Source organism: Paraburkholderia sp. BL23I1N1, from assembly GCF_003610295.1.
Taxonomy (GTDB): domain Bacteria; phylum Pseudomonadota; class Gammaproteobacteria; order Burkholderiales; family Burkholderiaceae; genus Paraburkholderia.
Window position 1 is genome coordinate 1,143,728 of sequence record NZ_RAPV01000001.1, and the last position, 18,819, is coordinate 1,162,546.

Below are 18,819 nucleotides of genomic sequence, written 5' to 3' on the forward strand. Positions count from 1 at the left end.
ATTCATGGAGATGACTAGATGACTACCGGCAACCACGTCTTCTCGGATCTGAAAGTACTCGATCTGGCAAGCTATATTGCGGGCCCGGCTGCGGCGACGATCCTTGCCGATTTTGGCGCCGACGTCATCAAGGTGGAGCCCCCCGGTACGGGTGACGTCTATCGTTTTTTTTCAGCGATGCCGCCGAATCCAACCAGCGACGTCAACTACGCGTGGCAACTGACGAACCGCAACAAGCGCAGCATTGCCATCGATCTGAAGTCTCCCCAGGCGAAAGAAGTGATGCAGCGCCTTGTGCGCTGGGCCGATGTTGTCGTCGTCAATTTTCCTCCTCGCGTGAAGGCTTCTCTGGGCGTCACTTATGAAGATCTCTCGCCGCTGAACGAGAAGATGATCTACGCGGATATTACAGGGTACGGTTCCGAGGGGCCGGAGGCTGATACACCAGGGTTCGATGTGACCGCCTATTGGGCACGCTCGGGCCTGATGGAAGTGACGCACGATGCCGGAAGCCCGCCGACGCTTCCGATACCCGGCATCGGCGACCACGCGACTGCGACAACGCTCTATGCGGCGATCGTCACAGCGCTTTATGTGCGCGCGACGACGGGCAAGGGCAGCCACGTCTCGACTTCGCTGATCGCAAACGGTATCTGGGCCGCGGCAGCGTGGGTCGAAGGCGGCCTCAATGGCGGCCATTTCTTCGCGCAACATAACCGTAAGTCTCCACCCAATGCGCTGCTCAATCCGTACCAGACGTCGGACAATCGTTGGATTCTGCTTGTCGCTGCGCAGCGCAAGGACTGGCCCGGCTTCGTGAAGACGATCGGCAGGCCCGAGCTACTCGAAGATCCGCGTTTCACCGACGACAAGCGCACGGCCAATGCTGCACAGCTGGTTGAGATTCTTGATCCGCTGTTTGCGAGCCAACCGCTTTCCCACTGGAAAGAAGTGCTGACGGCAGGTCGCGTGATTTTCGGCGTCGTGCAGATCGCGCAAGAGATCATCAACGATCCTCAACTGTCGGCCAACGGCATCGTCGTGCCGCTCGAAATTGCCGACAGAGCCGGCGCCCGTACCGTCAGCAGCCCCATTCAGATCCATGGTGCACCGAAGGTCAAGCCCTCGGTCGCGCCCCGGCTCGGCGAACACGGTGCGGTAATCCTGAAGGAACTGGGATTCGACGACGGCGATATTGCACGACTGAGCGATGGCGGCGCCGTCGCCCGCTTCGAAGACAAATCATGAGGTAACGCATCCAGGCGTCGGACCAGGCAAACCGCCGCCCGGCTTCGCATACGTCGCGCAGCAGCACACATGGAGATGCACATGACTGAAGACGAAGTACGCTCGACCGCCTACACCATGCCGTTGACGAGTCCCGCCTATCCTAAAGGTCCGTTCCGGTTCGTCAACCGCGAATTCGTGATCATCACCTATCGCACCGATCCGGAAGCGCTTGCGCGCGTGGTGCCGGCGCCGCTGAAGCCGACCGAGCCGATTGTGAAATACGAATTCATCAACATGCCCGACTCGAGCGGACTCGGCTCGTACACCGAATCCGGCCAGGTCATTCCCGTAACGTTCAATGGCGTGGCGGGCGGGTTCACGCACGCGATGTATCTCGACAGCGAAGCGGGCATTGCCTCCGGCCGCGAATTGCTGGGTTTTCCAAAGGTGTTGGCGCAACCGAAGCTCGAGGTGCGCAAGGACGCCCTGGTCGGCACGCTCGACTATAACGGCGTACGCGTCGCCACCGCGACGATGGCCTACAAGTACACCGAGCTCGATCTCGCCGGCGTCAGGAAGTCGCTCGAAACGCCAGGCTTTTTGCTGAAGATCCTGCCGAATGTGGACGGCACCGCGCGGGTCTGCGAGATCGTCAAATACCACGTCGACGATCTGACAGTGAAGGGTGCCTGGTCGGGACCCGCGTCCCTGGAGCTGCATCCACACTGCTTTGCACCCGTCGCGAAACTTCCCGTTCTCGAGGTGCTGTCAGCTGTCCATATCCTGACGGATCTGTCTCTCGGGAATGCCGAGGTCGTCTACAACTACCTTGCGTAGACGTTGTCCAGTTCCACTGTGCGAGATCGCCATGCCCGAGACGAAGACTTCCCAATTGTCGCTGCCTGAACCCGACAGCGACTTCTATCAGATCCACGACATTCTGAGCGAGGAAGAGCAGGCCATCCTCAAGAGGGTGCGCCATTTCATGGAAACGAGCGTTGCTCCCGTCATCAACCAGTACTGGGCCGAGGACCGGTTTCCGTTCGAACTGATTCCCGGTATCCGCGAGCTGAACATTGTCGGTATCGGCTTCGAGGGCTACGACTGCCCCGGAGGCAGCACCTTGCTCGACGGCTTCATCGCAATGGAACTGGCGCGCGTCGATGCATCGATCGCGACGTTCTACGGTGTGCATAGCGGCCTTGCGATGGGCTCGATTTACCTGGGCGGATCGGAAGAGCAGAAACAGAAGTGGCTGCCACCGATGGCGCGGATGGAGAAGATCGGCTGCTTTGGGTTGACCGAGCCGCTGGTCGGATCCGGTAGCGGAGGCGGCCTGCTGACGACGGCCAAACGCGAAGGCGATACATGGATCCTCAACGGCCAGAAGCGCTGGATCGGCAATTCGCCGTGGTGCGACGTGTCGATCATCTGGGCGCGTGACGTCACGGATAATCAGGTGAAGGGCTTTATCGTCGAGAACAAGACCACGCCGGGATTTTCCGTCGAGAAGATCGAGCGCAAGGTTGCGCTGCGTGTGGTGCAGAACGGCGTCATCACAATGGATAACTGCCGCGTGCCCGAAGAAAACCGCCTGCGGGGCGATCTGACGTTCCGCGACACCGCGCGCGTGCTCCGCCTGACCCGGCAGTATGTCGCGTGGGAATCGGTCGGTTGCAGCATGGGCGCGTACGAACATGCGCTGAAGTATGCGCAGACGCGCGAGCAGTTCGGTAAACCGATTGCGTCTTTCCAGATGATCCAGGATCACCTCGCGAAGATGCTGGGAAACATCACCGCGTCGCAGTGCATGGTCGTGCGGCTGGCGCAGTTGCAGGACCAGGGCAAGCTCAAGGACCATCATGCGTCGCTTGCCAAGGCCTTCTGCACGGTACGCATGCGCGAAACGGTAGCGTCGGCTCGGGAGATTCTGGGTGGCAACGGTATTGTGCTCGACTACAACGTCGCCCGCTTCTTTGCCGATTCCGAAGCGCTCTACTCCTATGAAGGCACGCGCGAGATGAATTCGTTGATTGTCGGCAAGGCGGTCAGCGGCTTCAGTGCGTTTGTTTAAAATTACCGGAGTTCATCTGTCATGGCCAAGCCAATCAAACGCGTCACGATCATTGGGACGGGCGTTATCGGCGCGAGCTGGGCTGCGCTGTTCCTTGCGAAAGGGCTGGAGGTGGTCGCTACCGACATCGCCCTCGACGCAAAGAAAAAGCTCGACGATTTCATCTCGGCCGCCTGGCCTGCATTGGAGCATCTGGGCCTCGCACCGGGAGCTGCGCCGTCGAAGCTGGAATTCACTGACAACCTCGATGCCGCCATCGCCGGCAGCGATCTGGTTCAGGAAAACGGCCCGGAGCGAATCGACTTCAAGAAAGATCTCTACCGGCGTCTCGATGAGGCCTTGGCGCCGGACGCAATCATTGCATCGAGTTCGTCGGGCTTGACGATGAGCGAGATTCAGTCGGCCTGCCCGAACCACCCTGAGCGGTGCGTGATCGGTCATCCGTTTAATCCGCCGCATCTCATTCCGCTTGTCGAGATTGTCGGCGGTGCGAAGACGTCGGAAGAGACGATAGAGCGCGTCAGCGCGTTCTATCGCGGCCTGGGCAAGAGGACGATACGCCTGCACAAGGAGGTGCCGGGCCATGTCGCCAATCGTCTGCAGGCGGCGCTCTTCCGCGAGGTGGTCCACCTGATCGCGGAGGGTGTGGTCAGCGTGGCCGACGCCGATGCCGCCGTTTCGTGGGGCCCTGGCTTGCGCTGGGGGATCATGGGGCCGAGTCTTCTGTATCACCTCGGCGGCGGTCAGGGTGGCATCGAGCATTTCTTCGATCAGTTCACCGGCCCGTTGACGGCATGGTGGCATGTGCTCGGTACGCCGGAGCTGACGCCTGACGTTCGCGCGACCATCATCAAGGGGGTGCATGAGGAGATCCAGTCACGCTCCTTACAGGAGGACCTTGCGACGTATCGCGACGAGGTTCTGATGGGCCTGCTGCGTCTGCGAGGAAAGGAATGACGCTATCCGCCACAAGCGCGGCGTGTCCAGAGACTCCTGACTATGGGCAACTGATCCAAAAGACGAGCGCGATTATCTGGCATTGGGTTCGCTTTTAGCTCGATCAGAATATCTATCCGAGGTAACGATGTGGATCTTCCGTGTCGATGAGCCGCGTCTCGGGGGCATCCGCATTCGTGAATGGCGCCGCCGCGCGCGCCATACCGTCGGTCTGCTTGTTCTGCTGCTGGGCGGCGCCGCTGTTGGGCTGGTCCTGCTCGATCAGTCCGATGCCTCCTTTCCCGACAAAGTGTTTGCGGCCCTCTGGGATGGGGTCAATCTCGTCTCGACACTCGGTGACTTTACCGAGTTCAATCAGCCTCAAAAGATCTTCATGCTGGTGGCCATGTTCGCGGCGCTGGTGGTCGGCGGGTTCGCGGTTTCGAGGCTCACCGGCATGCTGTCGGGCGACGATGTGATGGCTTATCGGGAGAACAGGGTTATGGAACGCAAGCTCGAACATCTTGCCAATCACATTGTGCTGGTTGGATTTCATTCGCTGGGTGAACTGGTTGCAGACCGCTTGCGCGAAACCGGACAGACGGTGCTCGTGCTCGTGGGCGATCAGGATCAGGCCGACCGGGCGGCAGATCGCGGCCATATGGTCGTGCTCGGGGCGCCGGGCGTTTTCGACGACGTGCTCAAGGGCGCGCGGCTGGATAGCGCCAAAGCGCTGGTCGTGACAACGCCCGACAGCAATAACAATCTGGCGATCACCTTGCTGGCGCATTCGCTGAATGCCTCGCTTACGATCGTAGTGCCCGGCGAAAATCCCTTGAGAAAGGGGCTGTTCGAGAGCGCGGGGGCATCCGGCGTGGTTATCGTCGATGAGATCGTGGCGAATGCGCTGGTCGGCAAGCTCACAACCCGGGTGGAGGAAACACCATGAAACCAGCGGTTTCCACGGATTCTCATCTGCATCGCATGCCGTTCCTGCAGGGACTTCTGCCTATCAATTCCGCGCAACTGCCGCACGACATCATTGCCGGGATCACGCTGGCGGCCCTGGGCATCCCAGAGGTGATGGGGTACACGAAGATTTCCGGCACGCCCACCGTCACTGGCCTCTACACGATCTTGCTGCCGCTGATCGCATTTGCGATCTTTGGTGCGTCGCGTCAACTGGTGGTCGCGGCGGACTCCGCGACAGCCGCCATCCTTGCGGGTACGTTGACGGCCATCGCCGCATTGGGCAGCAAGGAATACGTTGGCCTCACAAGCACTGTGGCCCTGACGGTTGCCGGGATGCTTGTGATTGCGCGTGTCTTTCGTCTGGGCTTTCTGGCCGACTTTCTTTCCCGCAGCGCGCTGATCGGCTTCCTGACAGGCGTGGGGGTACAGGTCGCGGCGGGCGAACTCGCCGGGCTGATCGGGCTCGCGAAGCAAGGGCATGGCCCGATCATGCAGGTGATGTCCGTGTTTCAGCGCGTCGCCGAGGCGAATTACCCGACCACAGTGCTGTCCTTTGCTGTTCTCGCGGTGATCCTCGGTTGCAAGCGTCTGGCGCCGCGCGCACCGGGTGCGCTGATCGCCGTGATCGGTTCCATCGTGGCGAGCGCGGTGTTCAAATTCGCCGGGCATGGCATTGCGGTAACGGGCGAAGTGCCCGGCGGACTTCCGTCGCTGTTCCTGCCGCCGCTGCATATGAACGAGGTCAACCAGGTACTGACGACGGCTGCATCCTGCTTCATCGTCATCATTGCGCAGAGCGCGGCGACTGCGCGCGCGTATGCCAACCGGTATAACGAGAAGGGCGACGACAACGCCGACATCATCGGCCTCGCAGCCGCGAACGCGGCGGCTGCGTTCACAGGCACCTTCGTCGTGAACGGCAGTCCGACCAAGACCGAGATGGTCGACGATGCGGGTGGTCGCACCCAGGTCACCCATCTGACGACGGCCGTCATCGTGCTCATGGTGCTGCTATTCCTCACAGGGCCGCTCAGTCTTCTGCCTGCCGCCGTGCTGTCGGCCATCGTCTTCATGATCGGCGTGAAGCTGATCGACCTGAAGGGCATGGTCGAACTCTATCGCATGCAGAAGGACGAATTCGTCGTCGGGTTGCTCACGGCGTGCGTGGTCGTGTTTGTCGATGTGATGCACGGCATTCTCGCTGCCGTTATCCTATCGATGATCGCGCATGCGCGGCATAGCTACCGGCTGCGCACGCGTGTGTTGACGCGCAGCCCCGCCGGCCGTTGGCTCGACCATCCGGTCGCGCCGAATGTGCTCGCGGCGCCGGGCATCGTCGTCTACCGGTTCGAAGCGGACCTGTTCTATGCGAACGCCGGCCGCTTCACGGAAGAAGTGCTAAAGCTGGTCAACGAGGCCAGTTCGCCATTGCGCTGGATGGTGATCGACGCGTCGGAGATCAACAATATCGACTACACCGCGGGCAAAACGTTGGTCCAGTTAGGTACGGAACTCGACCGGCGTGGCGTGGGAGTCGCAGCGGTCGCACTTCCGACGGGGGTGCGGCATGAGATCGAACGGTATAAGGCACTGCGCGCAAAAGGCGCGCATCGCGAGATCTTTGCGACGGTGGATGCCGCGATCGACGCACTACGCGATCTTTCGCCATCCTTACCCGCGCCTTCGCCGGACGCCATGCCGGAATGAAGCACAGCGAAATGAAGCAAAGCCGCTTTCACGATGAACTGAACAAGGGGGGGAACATGCCTGAATCCGCTGCCCCGAAGCGCAACGAACCTGCTGCGGAACCCACTGATCCAAAGATATTGGCGGCGCAAGAAGACCCGTCCACGCTGTTTGCGGGACGTGCCACGTTGGCGTCGCGCATCGCGCAGGGCAAGGCGGCGCGCAGCAAGGTGCCGCGCGCGAAGCTGGCGGACTGCAAGATCGAGGATCGTGATCCCATCGCGCTGCTCGACGCGTCTAACGCGGGCCGGGTGACAGAGCTGATACCCATTCGTTACGGGCGTATGGTCGCGAGTCCATTCGCGTTCTATCGCGGCGCGGCGCCGCTGATGGCATACGACCTGTCGAAGCTGCCGCATTCCGATCTGATCGTGCAACTGGGCGGCGATGCGCATCTGGCCAATTTCGGACTGTTCGCGAGCCCGGAGCGGCGCGTTCTTTTCGGACCCAACGACTTCGACGAAACACTGCCCGGACCCTTTGACTGGGATGTGCGCAGGCTGGCTACATCGTTCGTGATTGCAGCGCGCGAACGCGGACTGGCGACGCGTGACCAGCGCAGCGTGGTGCGTCGGCTATGCGAGACGTTCCGGCAACAGATCGCCGGGTTCAGCCGGATGGACACGCTCGACGTCTGGTACTACCAGTTCACGGCAGCGAGCATGCTGGCCATTGCCGATTCGTTGGAGGAGAGACAAAAAGAAGTGGCCGTCATCGACAAGGCGAAGCAGCAGTCGTCGCGTTCCGTGACGGCTCATGCAACCGAGATCGTCAACGGCCGGCTGCGCATCAAGGACGTGCCGCCGCTCGTGTATCACATCCCGTTGGAGAGCCCGCACGATCACAAACAGTACGATGCGTTGGTCAGGCGTTTCTTCGCCGACTACCGGTTGACGCTCCCCGATGACAGGCGCGCGCTATTCGATCGCTATGAACTGGTCGATGTCGCCATTCGCGTTGTGGGCATTGGGTCAGTGGGGACGCGCTGCTACGAGGCACTCTTCATGGCCGATGGGGAGTGCCCATTGTTCCTTCAACTCAAGGAGGCGCGGCCTTCCGTACTGGAGGGTTATTTGCCGCCGAGCCGGTTTCCGAATCACGGCCAGCGCGTGGTGAACGGACAGCGTCTGCTGCAATCGGCCAGCGACATATTTCTCGGATGGTCGAAGATGCGCCACACGGGCAACGACTTCTACGTGCGGCAATTGCGCGACATGAAGGGTGCGTTCGACTTCACTACGTTCGACGCTGAAGATCTCGGCGAATATGCGGTTTCCTGCGCTCACGCGCTCGCCCATTCGATGGCGAAAGCGGGGGACCCCGCGTTGCTCAGCGGATATGTTGGGAAGTCGAGTGCATTCGACGAGGCCATCGAGCAATTCGCGCTCGCTTACGCAGAACAGAATGAAGCAGACTGGACGGTTTTAAAAGCAGCAGTCAAGTCGGGACAAGTTCAGGTCATTCATGAATAAGCGCTGGCTGAGCATTCGCGCCGATCCACGTGACGTAGATGCTGCGCGCCGACACAAGCCATTTCTCTGCGAAAGCTGACTGGTACGGGCACATCGCGCGATGTCTCCTCGCTTTGCGTTTCTGGCGACAGCGGGGCAAATTAGCTCGGAACGCACACAGGGTGATTCGAACCCCAACGATGCAAACGATTTTGGAGATCACATGCCTGTCTTCAGAAAGACACGTGCGATGCGCTGGATCGCCGCCGCGCTGGCCGTCGCGATCCTGACGGGCGGGTGTGCGATCGCACCGTCCATCAGCGTGCTTGGCGCGTATTTTCCTGACTGGCTGTTTTGCAGCGTTGCCGGCGCTGCGCTCACGATCATTGCCTACGTGATTCTGGAGCGTGCGCAATCCGATGACCGGCTTGTACCTCCTATCGTGATCTATCCCACGCTGATCACCTTATTCTCACTCTCTGTCTGGTTGATCCTCTTTCAACATTGAATCTCCTCAGGTGGATCTGATGGCGACAACTGCTGGCGGGACATCGAAGAAAAAATGGCCGGCCATCCTGCTGGTGGTGGTGACGTTGCTGCTGCTGGTTTTCGTCATCCGCCAGCTGGACCGCGCGCCGCGCACCGACGACGCCTACGCCTACGCCGATACGGTTGACGTCGTGCCCGAGGTCAATGGGCGCATCGTCGAGCTGGCGGTGCACGACAACCAGGCGGTGAAACAGGGCGATCTGCTGTTCCGCATCGATCCGCGTCCGTATCAGGATGCGCTGACGCGAGGCCGCGCGTCCCTCGCCGCGCTCGACCGTCAGATCGAACTGACCCAGCGCACGGTCAATGCGCAGCAATACAACGCGCAGTCGGTGCGCGCTGCCGTCGAGCGCATGCGGGCCGCGGCCGGCCAGGCGTCGGATACCCTGCACCGCATGGAGCCGCTGCTGTCGCATGGTTACGTATCGGCGGAGGACGTCGACCGCGCGCGCACCGCGCAACGCGCTACGCAGGCCGAACTCAGCGCCGCGCAGCTGCAGGCGCAGCAGGCGGCAGCCGCCGTCAGCGGCGTCGACGCGCTGGTCGCGCAGCGTGCCGTCATCATGGCCGAGATCGCGATTGCCGAGCTGAACCTCGAATATGCGACCGTGCGAGCACCGTTCGACGGCCGCATCGTATCGCTGAAGACTTCGACGGGGCAGTTCGCGTCAGCACTCAAGCCCGTCTTCACGCTGATCGACACGCGCCACTGGTACGTGGTGGCGAATTTTCGCGAGACGGAGCTCAAGGGCATCCGCACGGGCACACCCGCCACGGTTTACCTGATGAGCGATACGGGCCAGCGCTTCGAGGGCAAGGTCGACTCGATCAGCTACGGCGTCGCGCCCGAGGAAGGCGGCCTGGCATTGCCCGGCGGGTTGCCGCGCATTCAACGCACGCTTAACTGGGTGCACGTCTCGCAGCGCTTCCCGGTGAAGATTCGTGTCGACCAGCCGAACCCGGAGCTGTTTCGCGTCGGTACGTCGGCGGTGGCCGTGCTGGAACCCAGGCGCGGCAACGACGGCGACAGCCGTTGAGGAGCGCCCATGGCCGCCGCCGACTACCTGCCGCCTATGCCCGTCATGCTGCGCGATACCGGCGCATTCCTGAATCGCGAGCTTGCGCCTTTTCCCGGGCGTCTCAACGTGATGTTGCGTTGCATGCTGACGAGCGCAATCGTGATCGTCGTGTCGATGGCGCTCGAGGTGCCGTCGCTCGCGCTGTCGCTTCTGGTGGTGTTTTACGTCACGCAGTCGAATGTGGTGGTCACGCGGCTGGTCGGCCTGATGTTCATCATTGGATCGACGCTCGCGATCGGTCTGTCGACCCTGCTGCTGAAGTTCACGTTCGACTACCCGTTACTGCGCATCGTGGTCGCGAGTCTGCTGTTCTTCGGCAGCGTGTACCTGATACGGGTGCTGAAAATCGGCGTCGTGTTCTTCATCGTCGCCATCGTCGTCATCTACGTGCAGAGCTTCGTCGACCTGACCGATCAGGCCGAGCTGCTGATCCGGGCGGTGCTGTGGGTCTGGGTCGCCATCAATTATCCGATCGCGTTGACGCTCGTGGTCAATACACTGTTGTTGCCCGCGGAGCCGCAGCTACAACTCAAGGCGGAAATCCATCGGCAACTGATGGCGCTCGAAGCGCCGCTAACCCAACTGATCGACGGCGGCACGGATACAGCGCCGATTACGCTGACGGCGGTCCAGCAAGGCGCGCTGACGCTGCAGAAGCTGCTGCGTTTCACGACGATGCGTGAGGCGGACTATCGCAAGCATCAGGCATTGCAGCTTGCACGCATTGCGACGGTGTCGCGCCTTTATCGCAGCGCGAGCGAATTACCCGTCAACTGGCCGGGTGCCTCGGCAGCGCAGATTGCGATGTTGCGCGAGTTGCGCGCGAACTGCACGGCGCTCGACGAATCGGTCATGACCGGCGAGCCGTACCGCTACGTGCGCACGGCAACACCTGAAGAACGCGCTGCCGCCGATACGTTTCCCGCCGCAGCCGAATTGCAGCGCGCGCTGCACGCATTCGCCGATCTGGTTGCGAGCGGTGCCGCACCCGGCAAGCCGCCCGCGAGCGAGCCGATGGTCGTGCCCGACGCATGGACCAATCGCGCGTACCTGCGCTTTTCGCTGAAGACGCTGCTTGCCGTGCTGGTCTGCTACGTGTTCTACAACGCGGTCGACTGGCAAGGCATTCACACGATCATGCTGACGTGCGTGATCGTCGCGCTGCCGAGCCTAGGCGCATCGATGCAGCGGGCCGTGCTGCGCGTCGCCGGGGCGGCCATCGGCAGCGCGCTGGCGCTATTCATGGTCGTGTTCGTCATTCCGCACCTCGACGACATTGTCGGCCTGCTGCTGATGACCTTGCCCGTCGTCGCGCTCGCCGCGTGGATATCCGCCGGGTCCGAGCGGATTGGCTACGCCGGTGTCCAGCTGATGTTCACCTTCTCGCTCGCGTTGCTCGAACAGTTCGGCCCGACCACGAATCTGACTGAAATCCGCGACCGGCTGGTCGGCATCCTGCTGGGTGTCGGCGTGGCGACTTTCGTGCAGATGTCGTTCTGGCGCGAGGGCGAAGGCGACGTGCTGCGGCAGAAACTCGCGAAGATGCTGCACGCAATCGCCGCGCAGCTGCGCGCGCCGCAGGCGGGCGTCGAGATTCGGGACGAATTGCCCACTGCGCAGCGCCAGTTGCAGGCATGGGCCGCGCTGGACGATTGCGAGGCGACGCTGTTGCGCGTCGCAATCGAGCCCGGCTGGCAGGAAGGGGAACAGGTCCAACTGACACTGCGCGCACAGACCGTCCTCGCGCAAGGCCGCGAGATCATGCTCGCCGGCAATGCGCTGAATAACACATTGGCAGCACAAGCCGGTTCGGCAAGTCCGCAAACGGACCAGGCAGCGCGCGCCGCTCAGGAGCAGGTCTGCGCGGAAATCAACCGGTACGCGGACGACCTGGCCTCCAATCCTCCCGTTGCCCATGCGCCCCAACGTATCGGCATCGGTATCGGTATCGCAGCGCAGCCTCTCGAACCCGCCGACGCGCCGATCATCGCCGCAGCGGAAGACCTGTCGCGGCAGGTAGCGGGGCTGCCGGACTGGCGCATCGAGGCACCCGTCACGGCGCCCTCTTCGCATGCCGTCCAGACATGAACACGAACATGAACGCGCGATCCGGTCCCCGCGTTGGGTCGTGGCGCCGCTGTGCCCTGTGCATCGCGTGGTCGTTGTGCGTCGGCCTGCCGGGTTGTGCGCTGATCCACAAAAACGGCACGCCGTATGCCGGGATTTCTCCCGAGCAGATCAATCTTGCCGACGACATCCATCTTGCGCGAGAAGGTTGGCCCGCGGCGCGCTGGTGGGACCGCTATCGCGATGCGCAGCTCGACGCGCTCATCGATCAGGCGCTCGCCAATGCACCGACGATGGTGATTGCGCGTACCCGTGTCGCCCAGGCCAAGTCGGACGTCGAGCTTGTCCGAACGGGATCGAGCCTTCAGGTCGTGGCGCTGGCCCTGCTGGATCGAGAACATGTTTCCGCGAACGGCTTTATCGGCCCGTACGCGATGAACGAACCGGCCCTGGGGCTGACGGGTCCCTGGTACACCGAGGGCATCGTCGGACTGGGCGCAGGTCTGAACATCGATATCTGGGGCAAGCGGCGCGCGCAGGTCGCGGCGTCGCTCGGCGTGCACAATGCGCGGCTTGCCGAGACGTCCGCCGTCGAACTCGAAATCTCGACCGACGTCGCGCAGCTGTACTACGGCATTCAAACGACTTACCAGCTTATTGATCTGCTGAACGAATCGCGCGAGTTGGCGGTGTTCTCGGTGGAAGCACACGACGCGCGTGCGGTGCGCGGACTGGAGCCCAGCACCCCGCTCGAAGAAGCCCGTGCGCAGCAACTGGCGATCGAACGGCAGATCGTTTCGGCGCGAAGCCAGCTCCGGCAGTTTCGCGAATCGTTGCGCGCGCTGGTCGGCGCGGGACCCAACGGCTTGCCTCCGGTCGAGCCCGTTGCATTGCCGCGCTCGCAAGCAGCCTTGCCCGCGACGCTCTCTTATGAACTCCTCGCCCGGCGGCCCGATCTTCAGGCGATGCGCTGGTATGTGGAGGCCTCGTTCGACCGGATCGACGCTGCGAAAGCGGCGTTTTATCCGAGCTTCGACATCAAGGCATTCTTCGGCGTCGATGCGCTGCATCTCGCCGATCTCTTCACACACGCGAGCCAGCAGATCAATCTGATTCCGGGCCTGTATTTGCCGATCTTCGACGGCGGCCGGCTCAACGCGAACCTGAGCGGGGCCCGTGAGGGGAGCAACCTGTTGATCGAGCAGTACAACCAGGCCGTCCTCAACGCGGTACGCGATGTTGCGCAGACGGGCAGCCGCCTGCAAGCCCTCGATACGGAGGCCGGGTTGCAGAAGCAACGGATCGAATCCGTTACGTTCGCGCGAGATAGCGTGGAAGCGCACTATCAGCGAGGCCTGACCAGCCGGCTGGCGGCGCTCGAGGCACGTCAGCCCGTGATCGCGGAACAGATCGCGCTACTCACGCTCAATGGTCAGATGCTCGGTCAGGAGATTGCGTTGACGAAGGCGCTCGGCGGCGGTTATCGCGCCGAGCCGCCCGTCGAAGTCAAGCCGCGTTGAACGAGGCGTGAGCGGGTATCAGAACTTGCAGCAGACTTTGCGTTTCTAGCATTAAGCAGCCCCGATATTCTGCAGTGCATTCCAGCCCAATGAGGAGTGGAAATGATCAAGCTTCGCATTCTGAGCGCAGTCTTTCTTGTTGTTCTGCTCACTGCCTGCGCCAGTCTGCCGCCACAGACCGATCGGACGCCAACCTATGCGCCTCAGAACACCGACACAACGCGTCTTGGCGCGATCTTTGCGCCACAGGAGCAACAGCATCCAGACAGCAGTGCGTTTCATCTGTTGCCGGACCCCGAAGATGCAATTGTGGCTCGTGTCATGCTCGCCGAAACTGCGGACCGCACGCTTGACCTGCAATACTACATCTGGCACGACGATCTAACGGGACGCGAGCTTGCGGCGGCACTGCTCAAAGCAGCAGATCGCGGCGTAAAAGTGCGGGTGCTGCTGGACGACCTGGGCACGAATGCAGACGACCAGGTTCTGCTCACGCTCACCTCACATCCAAACATCGAGATACGACTATTCAATCCCGTCGCGAGTCGCAGTTTCAAAAAACTGGCGTCCGCCCTCGAGTTTTCCCGGGTCAATCGACGCATGCACAACAAGGCGATGATTGCGGATAACGAGGCCGCGATCCTGGGCGGGCGGAATGTCGGTGATGAATACTTTGGGGCATCGAGCGTCGTTACTTTCGGAGACCTCGATGTTCTTGTGCACGGTCCGATTGTCCGCAAAGTTTCCAATGCCTTCGACGAGTTCTGGAATGCCGATTCGGCCTATCCCATCGACCGGCTAATGGGACAGCGCGCGGGGCCGGCCGCCCTGGCCGACTACCGCGCGAAATTGGACATATACATCGAATCGCAGCACGACACGCCCTACATTGTGCTAGCGAGGCAACGGCTGGCTCAGGTCATGGCGGGGCGCCATGACGACTATTCCTGGGGCAAAGCCATACTGCTCTACGATGATCCGTCCAAGATCACGCGCGCACCGGACGACCCGCAGGGTCATCTCATGACCCAATTCACGGCACTGGATCTTCAACCCAAGAAGGAGATGCTGATCATCTCGCCGTACTTCGTACCTGGAGATAGCGGCGTCGCATGGATACGCAAGCAGACCGGGCGCGGCGTACGCGTCACGGTGTTGACAAACTCGCTTGCGGCGACTGACGTTGCTGCCGTGCATGCAGGATACCAACGCTACCGAAAGGATCTGCTCGCCGCGGGGGTGCGCCTCTATGAACTGAAACCAGTTGCTACAGATAGCGCAGCAGATAAAAAGAAACTCATATTCGGTTCTTCCAAGGCATCGCTGCATGCGAAGACGTACGTGTTCGACCGTCAAAGCATTTTCATTGGCTCGATGAATCTTGACCCGCGTTCGAGCAACCTCAACACGGAAATTGGTGTTCTTTGCGAAAGTGAGGCAGCTGCCAGGCAGGTGATCGACGACGTCGAGCCGAAACTGGACCGGATTGCCTGGCGAGTGGAACAACGCACTGATGCAAGCGGCAACACGCGGATCGTATGGATCGATACCGGTGCGGATGGAACGGTGACAGAACTTGACAAGGAGCCTGGCGTGTCTGTCCTGCGGCGCATCGATATCTGGTTCCTGAGCCTTCTGCCAATTGAGTCGGAGCTGTGAGGACAACGCAGTCCCGTTGGTTGCCGGGTGAGTGTCGGCTGTGCAGAGCGCAGTTAACGAATGGGTCCCGATAACCGACGGGCTTGCTACTGGCCGCTTTCCCGCCGCACGGCTTCGCTCAGCCGGCCACGCACGAATCCGACATGCTCGCGCAGCACGTAAAAGGCATCCGCATAGGCTAGCGGCGTGCGCTGCCTGTTGAGGGATTCTTCGATATGGTCCAGTTCCGCCATGAACGCCTTGCGTTCCTCCGCTGTCGAGTGATTCAACGCCCGCCGTTCTATCGCGATCAATGAGCCGTAGTGGCGGTAAATGCGCGATCTCACACGCCACTGGTAAAGCGCCGGCACCAGCCGCAACGCGGGCAACAGCAATACGGCAACGGGCACCAACAAGAATAGCGTGCGGTCGACCACACTGGCGAGCCAGAACGGTAGGGTGCGGTAAAGGAAGCTCTTTCCGGATTTGTAATAGCGCGTGGCGTCCGCGCTGATCCGGTAGTCACGGGCGACCGGACTGGGAAACTGTCCGGCTCGCTGCAGGAGCCCCGGCAAGCCGTGGACCTCCTGCGCAGCCTCGATGAGGAGATCCGACAGCGCCGGGTGAAGATTCGAGCGGGCGACCAGTTCGACGGTCGGGCTGATCAGGTGGATGGTCTCCGGCGGAATCGTTCGGGCAAGATCGAGCACGCCGGGCGGAAGATCGATTTCGTCAAGGTAGGGGAACAGACGCGTATAGGCGCTTGCTTCCTTGAAGTCCAACAACGAGATGCCGGGCACCCTGAGCAGCCGGAGCATCACCGCACGGGTGGTCGAATCGCCGCTCAGGAATACGGCGTCGACATCACCCGCGACTAGCTGCTTCGCGGCCTGCACGCCTTCGGTCGGCACCAGTGTGGTGTCGCCGCCGGGTGCGATGCCGTTGGCTTCCAGTAACGTCAGTGACAGCACGCGCGTGCCGCTGCCTTCGCGGCCGATTGCGATTCGTCTTCCCGCAAGCTGAGACAATCTGGTGACGCCCGTGCCGCGGTAGAACACGACGATCGGCACATAGAAAACACTGCCTAGCGACATCAGCGACGACGTCGGCAATCCTTGCGAAACCCCGCCTTGCACTAACGCAAGATCGACATGCTCGTTGGGATCCAGCAGCCGCCGCAGATTCTGCAATGAACCATCGGACTCCAGCACCTTGAGCGTGATGCCGCTGCGAGCAAGGATCTTCCGGTACTCGCCGGCCGTCAGCAGGAACGAACTATTGGGCGGGCCGGCGCTTATCGTGATGGTCTTCGGCGGAGCCGGATTCGCCAGCCATACGACGAGCACCACCACAAGCACGACGAGGACCGCGACCGGCGCAAACGTCCACGTCAGGTCGCTCTGTACCCCAGCAGGATGGTCGCGCCGTAAATGCATACTCTGAAAGCGATGCCGCATCATGAGAGACATCCATCTGGATGTCGTAGACCGTATTAAATCTGTTGTCGTTGCGATAGTAAATGTGTGAATACGCGCCTACGGAACTCACCGAAGACGGCGGCGCCTTGTAGAAATTCACAAGAAGTCTGGGCGGTTTCTACAAATATCTAAAGAGGGTTGCGCTGTTACAGTGTGGGTACCCAGATAGCGACGGTGATGGCAGGCACAGACCCTAAGAGTCTTAAATTACACCGCAAGCCGATTGACCTGAGTTTGAACAAGCGATGGCGGGCGCGGCGCAACCGCAACAACGAGGCATGCGATTACGCGCTAGATGTCATCGGAGTCCAGCCATCATGGATTTTCAAGCAGACTGAGATCGGTTGTTCTCAACGCCGCCGGAAGAGGAGGCTTGGCCGTCCCTAGCGAACCGGATCGCTAACCAGATCCGACGATCAAGGTGGGTTGTTTTGATAAAAATGCCAACACTCAGCAGTCACTTGCGCGAAAAGACAACGGCCTTGGCGCAAAATCCGTCTCACCTGATTGACCGTGTTTATGCGGCGGTGACGGGCCCCGATGGATACCAGTCGCTTTCTCCGGTGCTCAGGCTTGACATTGCCGAATCGATTACGTTTTCAGTAAACCTGTGGTTCAAGTCGCTTCTTTTCGGTGAGTTTCCCACGACCTCAGACCTGACCGGCTGTCAACAACTGGTTCATAGAAGCGTTCACCAGTTCATTCCGCTCGAACTCGTGTTGCGCACGCTTCGCCTGAGTTCCCGCGAACTGTGGCGCGCTTATATCGAACTTGGAGAGCCTGACAGCAGTCTCGTCGAGGAGCTTCTGTTCAACGTGTCACCCTGTCTGTTCGAGTACTTCGACATCATGGCGCGAAGCATTACGCAAGCATATCGTGAGGAACAACATCGGCAGACCCGATGGCGTGACTCGCTTCGTCATTTGCTCTGCAACATCCTTTTCTGTTCACCGCATGACGCGAAATCATTTGGCAAGGCCGCCGGAGCGCTCGGACTTGATCCCGCCGCGCCGCGCATCGCGTTGGCTCTCGATGTCGACACAACGGGTATCGCGTCATCCGCAAGGGACGACGAATTCGGCCGTATTACACTGGCCGCGTCCCGTCATCTGAAAGTCGCGCGGAACGATCTGGTTTATGTCTGGCATCGGGATCGTCTTATCATCTGGTTGCCGTGCGTGCGGGCTGATTCCATCAATCACAGTGACCGGATAGTGGCTGACCGTTCCGCCAGTCTTGCGCTCGCGTTGCCGAATGTACGGAGGATCGGCGTGGGCTTGATGAACGACGGCGCAGCCGGTTGGGCTGCTTCCGCCGCAGAAGCGCTGAAAGCCATCGATTTCACGCCGAAAGGCAAAGACGGGAGCAGGGTTTCACTGTACTCGTCGATCGTAATGGCTGAAAGCGCCTGTCAGACCGACGCCGCATCGCGCTACCTGCGCTCCCTCCTCCTGCAGTTATCCAATGAGCCCGAGCTCGTAACGACGCGGGAAATCTATCTTGAGCAAAATCAGCGTCGGCGGCAATCGGCGCTGATCCTTGGCATTCATCCCAACACGTTGAACTACCGGATCGAACGGATTGAATCGATGCTGGGTGCAAGTCTCGATGACGTGGACTGGATTTCGAAGCTGGATATCGCGCTCAAGTTGCGCGGTTCCCTGATGGCTGAGTGTAGTGTTGAACCTGCCAACGCCCAGCCCAGATTGCAGTGACGGACAGGGCGTGGGGAAACGCCGACAGAAGATCGGGACCAGGTTGATAGCGTCAACAGGACAGCCGCCGCGTAGTCTTCGCCAGTTCATGACGAGCGGGGCGAGACTACGGGAAGAAGGTTCTCGCATATTACGACCCTGCGGCAGATGAAGGAACCAGTCCGCCGCGAGTGCGGCATTTCAGGAGCAGGCCGGTCGCACTCTCCCTGGCGGATTGCGGGTTGAAATCGGAGTTAATGTCGACCTACGCAAGGCATTCGCTCAAGATGCCCAGAGCAACGCGCAGGCACGATGCATCCGCCCGTTCTTGTCCCCCGTAGAAGCGGAAGTGGCTGCGCGCAGCGCGACTGTCGTGTAGTCTCGT

At 61.0% G+C, this 18,819-nt stretch carries 14 protein-coding genes; 13 read left to right on the forward strand and 1 reads right to left on the reverse strand.

Translation table 11 applies throughout. From position 1 onward, the window contains the following. Positions 1 to 18: 18 nt before the first annotated feature. The 12 genes from B0G76_RS05400 to B0G76_RS05455 all read left to right on the forward strand — a co-directional run bounded on the left by B0G76_RS05400 (position 19) and on the right by B0G76_RS05455 (position 15,283). The gene (locus tag B0G76_RS05400; RefSeq protein ID WP_120290688.1) at positions 19 to 1,248 is read left to right on the forward strand and encodes a CaiB/BaiF CoA-transferase family protein; all 1,230 of its coding nucleotides are present in this window, start codon (positions 19 to 21) and stop codon (positions 1,246 to 1,248) included. An 81-nt stretch (positions 1,249 to 1,329) separates the two neighbouring features. After that, positions 1,330 to 2,067 carry an acetoacetate decarboxylase gene (locus B0G76_RS05405; protein WP_120296218.1) on the forward strand — a complete coding sequence of 246 codons (738 nt, stop codon included), beginning with the start codon at positions 1,330 to 1,332 and terminating at the stop codon, positions 2,065 to 2,067. 31 nt (positions 2,068 to 2,098) lie between these two features. Then, positions 2,099 to 3,304 carry an acyl-CoA dehydrogenase family protein gene (locus tag B0G76_RS05410; protein WP_120290690.1) on the forward strand — a complete coding sequence of 402 codons (1,206 nt, stop codon included), beginning with the start codon at positions 2,099 to 2,101 and terminating at the stop codon, positions 3,302 to 3,304. Between the two features lie 21 nt (positions 3,305 to 3,325). Beyond that, positions 3,326 to 4,261 carry a 3-hydroxyacyl-CoA dehydrogenase NAD-binding domain-containing protein gene (locus B0G76_RS05415; protein ID WP_120290692.1) on the forward strand — a complete coding sequence of 312 codons (936 nt, stop codon included), beginning with the start codon at positions 3,326 to 3,328 and terminating at the stop codon, positions 4,259 to 4,261. A 127-nt stretch (positions 4,262 to 4,388) separates the two neighbouring features. Further along, entirely contained in the window at positions 4,389 to 5,189 is an 801-nt protein-coding gene (locus tag B0G76_RS05420; RefSeq protein WP_183081994.1) for an NAD(P)-binding protein, read from the forward strand. Then, entirely contained in the window at positions 5,186 to 6,919 is a 1,734-nt protein-coding gene (locus B0G76_RS05425) for a SulP family inorganic anion transporter (protein ID WP_120290694.1), read from the forward strand. Before B0G76_RS05420 ends, B0G76_RS05425 begins: the two co-directional genes overlap by 4 nt. A gap of 56 nt (positions 6,920 to 6,975) precedes the next feature. Further along, complete coding sequence (locus B0G76_RS05430) at positions 6,976 to 8,430, forward strand: DUF2252 domain-containing protein (protein WP_120296220.1); 1,455 nt, start codon at positions 6,976 to 6,978, stop codon at positions 8,428 to 8,430. 229 nt (positions 8,431 to 8,659) lie between these two features. Further along, complete coding sequence (locus B0G76_RS05435) at positions 8,660 to 8,917, forward strand: YtcA family lipoprotein (protein ID WP_120296221.1); 258 nt, start codon at positions 8,660 to 8,662, stop codon at positions 8,915 to 8,917. 19 nt (positions 8,918 to 8,936) lie between these two features. Further along, entirely contained in the window at positions 8,937 to 9,995 is a 1,059-nt protein-coding gene (mdtN, locus tag B0G76_RS05440; protein WP_120296222.1) for a multidrug transporter subunit MdtN, read from the forward strand. Between the two features lie 9 nt (positions 9,996 to 10,004). After that, positions 10,005 to 12,125 carry an FUSC family protein gene (locus tag B0G76_RS05445; protein WP_120290696.1) on the forward strand — a complete coding sequence of 707 codons (2,121 nt, stop codon included), beginning with the start codon at positions 10,005 to 10,007 and terminating at the stop codon, positions 12,123 to 12,125. An 8-nt stretch (positions 12,126 to 12,133) separates the two neighbouring features. Beyond that, entirely contained in the window at positions 12,134 to 13,624 is a 1,491-nt protein-coding gene (locus B0G76_RS05450; protein ID WP_120296223.1) for an MdtP family multidrug efflux transporter outer membrane subunit, read from the forward strand. Positions 13,625 to 13,726: 102 nt separating this feature from the next. Further along, positions 13,727 to 15,283 carry a phospholipase D family protein gene (locus B0G76_RS05455; protein WP_120290698.1) on the forward strand — a complete coding sequence of 519 codons (1,557 nt, stop codon included), beginning with the start codon at positions 13,727 to 13,729 and terminating at the stop codon, positions 15,281 to 15,283. Between the two features lie 86 nt (positions 15,284 to 15,369). Here B0G76_RS05455 and B0G76_RS05460 read toward each other — a convergent pair whose 3' ends face one another. Continuing rightward, positions 15,370 to 16,722 carry a TAXI family TRAP transporter solute-binding subunit gene (locus tag B0G76_RS05460; protein WP_120290700.1) on the reverse strand — a complete coding sequence of 451 codons (1,353 nt, stop codon included), beginning with the start codon at positions 16,720 to 16,722 and terminating at the stop codon, positions 15,370 to 15,372. A 458-nt stretch (positions 16,723 to 17,180) separates the two neighbouring features. On the opposite strand from B0G76_RS05460, the gene B0G76_RS05465 reads away from it, so the two are divergent. Continuing rightward, positions 17,181 to 18,455 (forward strand): CdaR family transcriptional regulator, encoded by a 1,275-nt coding sequence (locus B0G76_RS05465; RefSeq protein WP_120290702.1) that lies wholly within the window; start codon positions 17,181 to 17,183, stop codon positions 18,453 to 18,455. Positions 18,456 to 18,819 lie beyond the last annotated feature (364 nt).

Coding starts and splice junctions, on each gene's coding strand:
- B0G76_RS05400 (WP_120290688.1), top strand. CDS start 19: ATGACTACCGGCAACCACGTCTTCTCGGATCTGAAAGTACTCGATCTG.
- B0G76_RS05405 (WP_120296218.1), top strand. CDS start 1,330: ATGACTGAAGACGAAGTACGCTCGACCGCCTACACCATGCCGTTGACG.
- B0G76_RS05410 (WP_120290690.1), top strand. CDS start 2,099: ATGCCCGAGACGAAGACTTCCCAATTGTCGCTGCCTGAACCCGACAGC.
- B0G76_RS05415 (WP_120290692.1), top strand. CDS start 3,326: ATGGCCAAGCCAATCAAACGCGTCACGATCATTGGGACGGGCGTTATC.
- B0G76_RS05420 (WP_183081994.1), top strand. CDS start 4,389: ATGTGGATCTTCCGTGTCGATGAGCCGCGTCTCGGGGGCATCCGCATT.
- B0G76_RS05425 (WP_120290694.1), top strand. CDS start 5,186: ATGAAACCAGCGGTTTCCACGGATTCTCATCTGCATCGCATGCCGTTC.
- B0G76_RS05430 (WP_120296220.1), top strand. CDS start 6,976: ATGCCTGAATCCGCTGCCCCGAAGCGCAACGAACCTGCTGCGGAACCC.
- B0G76_RS05435 (WP_120296221.1), top strand. CDS start 8,660: ATGCGCTGGATCGCCGCCGCGCTGGCCGTCGCGATCCTGACGGGCGGG.
- mdtN (WP_120296222.1), top strand. CDS start 8,937: ATGGCGACAACTGCTGGCGGGACATCGAAGAAAAAATGGCCGGCCATC.
- B0G76_RS05445 (WP_120290696.1), top strand. CDS start 10,005: ATGGCCGCCGCCGACTACCTGCCGCCTATGCCCGTCATGCTGCGCGAT.
- B0G76_RS05450 (WP_120296223.1), top strand. CDS start 12,134: ATGAACGCGCGATCCGGTCCCCGCGTTGGGTCGTGGCGCCGCTGTGCC.
- B0G76_RS05455 (WP_120290698.1), top strand. CDS start 13,727: ATGATCAAGCTTCGCATTCTGAGCGCAGTCTTTCTTGTTGTTCTGCTC.
- B0G76_RS05460 (WP_120290700.1), bottom strand. CDS start 16,722: ATGATGCGGCATCGCTTTCAGAGTATGCATTTACGGCGCGACCATCCT.
- B0G76_RS05465 (WP_120290702.1), top strand. CDS start 17,181: ATGCCAACACTCAGCAGTCACTTGCGCGAAAAGACAACGGCCTTGGCG.